The following is a 637-nucleotide window of genomic DNA, read 5'->3' on the forward strand; positions in this document are numbered from 1 at the left end:
GGCCGCGAACAGCGTGAACGCCGCGCCGCGCGGCAACGCCAGCACGCGCTCGATGGCCGCGAGCGCGTAATCGAGCGTGGGCCGCGCGCCCGTCGTTTCCATCACCGCCTGCGCGAGCAGGTCGACTTCCGCCATCGGCGAACGCGCCGGGGCGCGCTGCGCGAGCCAGTCGAGCAGCAGCCTCGCGCGCGGATCGCCATCCGGATAGAGCGGATGCCCGAAACCGGACAGCGAGGGCGTGACGCCGCGTTCGTCGGGCGCGAGGCGCTGCGCCAGATAGCGATGCAGGTCGTCCGCACGCGCGGCTTCTTCGAACAGCGCGGCGACGCGCACCGTTTCGCCGCCGTGGCGCGGCCCCGCGAGCGCCGCGAGTCCGCCCGTCGCCGCGCCGAACAGATGCGTGCCGGTCGAGGTGATGCAGCGCACCGTGAAGGTCGAGGCGTTCAATTCGTGATCGGCGCAGAGCACCAGCGCCGCGCGCAGCAGATCGGCCTGGGTGCGCGAACGCACGCCCCACGCATGCGCGATCTGCCGATGCAGCGGCTCGCCCGACGGCGCCGCCGAAATCAGCGCCGCCGCGAGCAGGCGCATGAGGACGGCGGCGTTGTCGAGCTGCGCGTCGCGGCCTTGCGCCCAG

General features: G+C 73.8%; 1 protein-coding gene. It reads right to left on the reverse strand.

The window, feature by feature from the left end; genetic code table 11:
• The coding region (locus G3N97_RS39175; RefSeq protein WP_277397890.1) for a citrate/2-methylcitrate synthase at positions 1–637 on the reverse strand (637 nt) is incomplete at both ends.

Origin of the sequence: Paraburkholderia sp. Ac-20347 (assembly GCF_017104805.1) — a bacterium.
GTDB lineage: Bacteria > Pseudomonadota > Gammaproteobacteria > Burkholderiales > Burkholderiaceae > Paraburkholderia > Paraburkholderia tropica.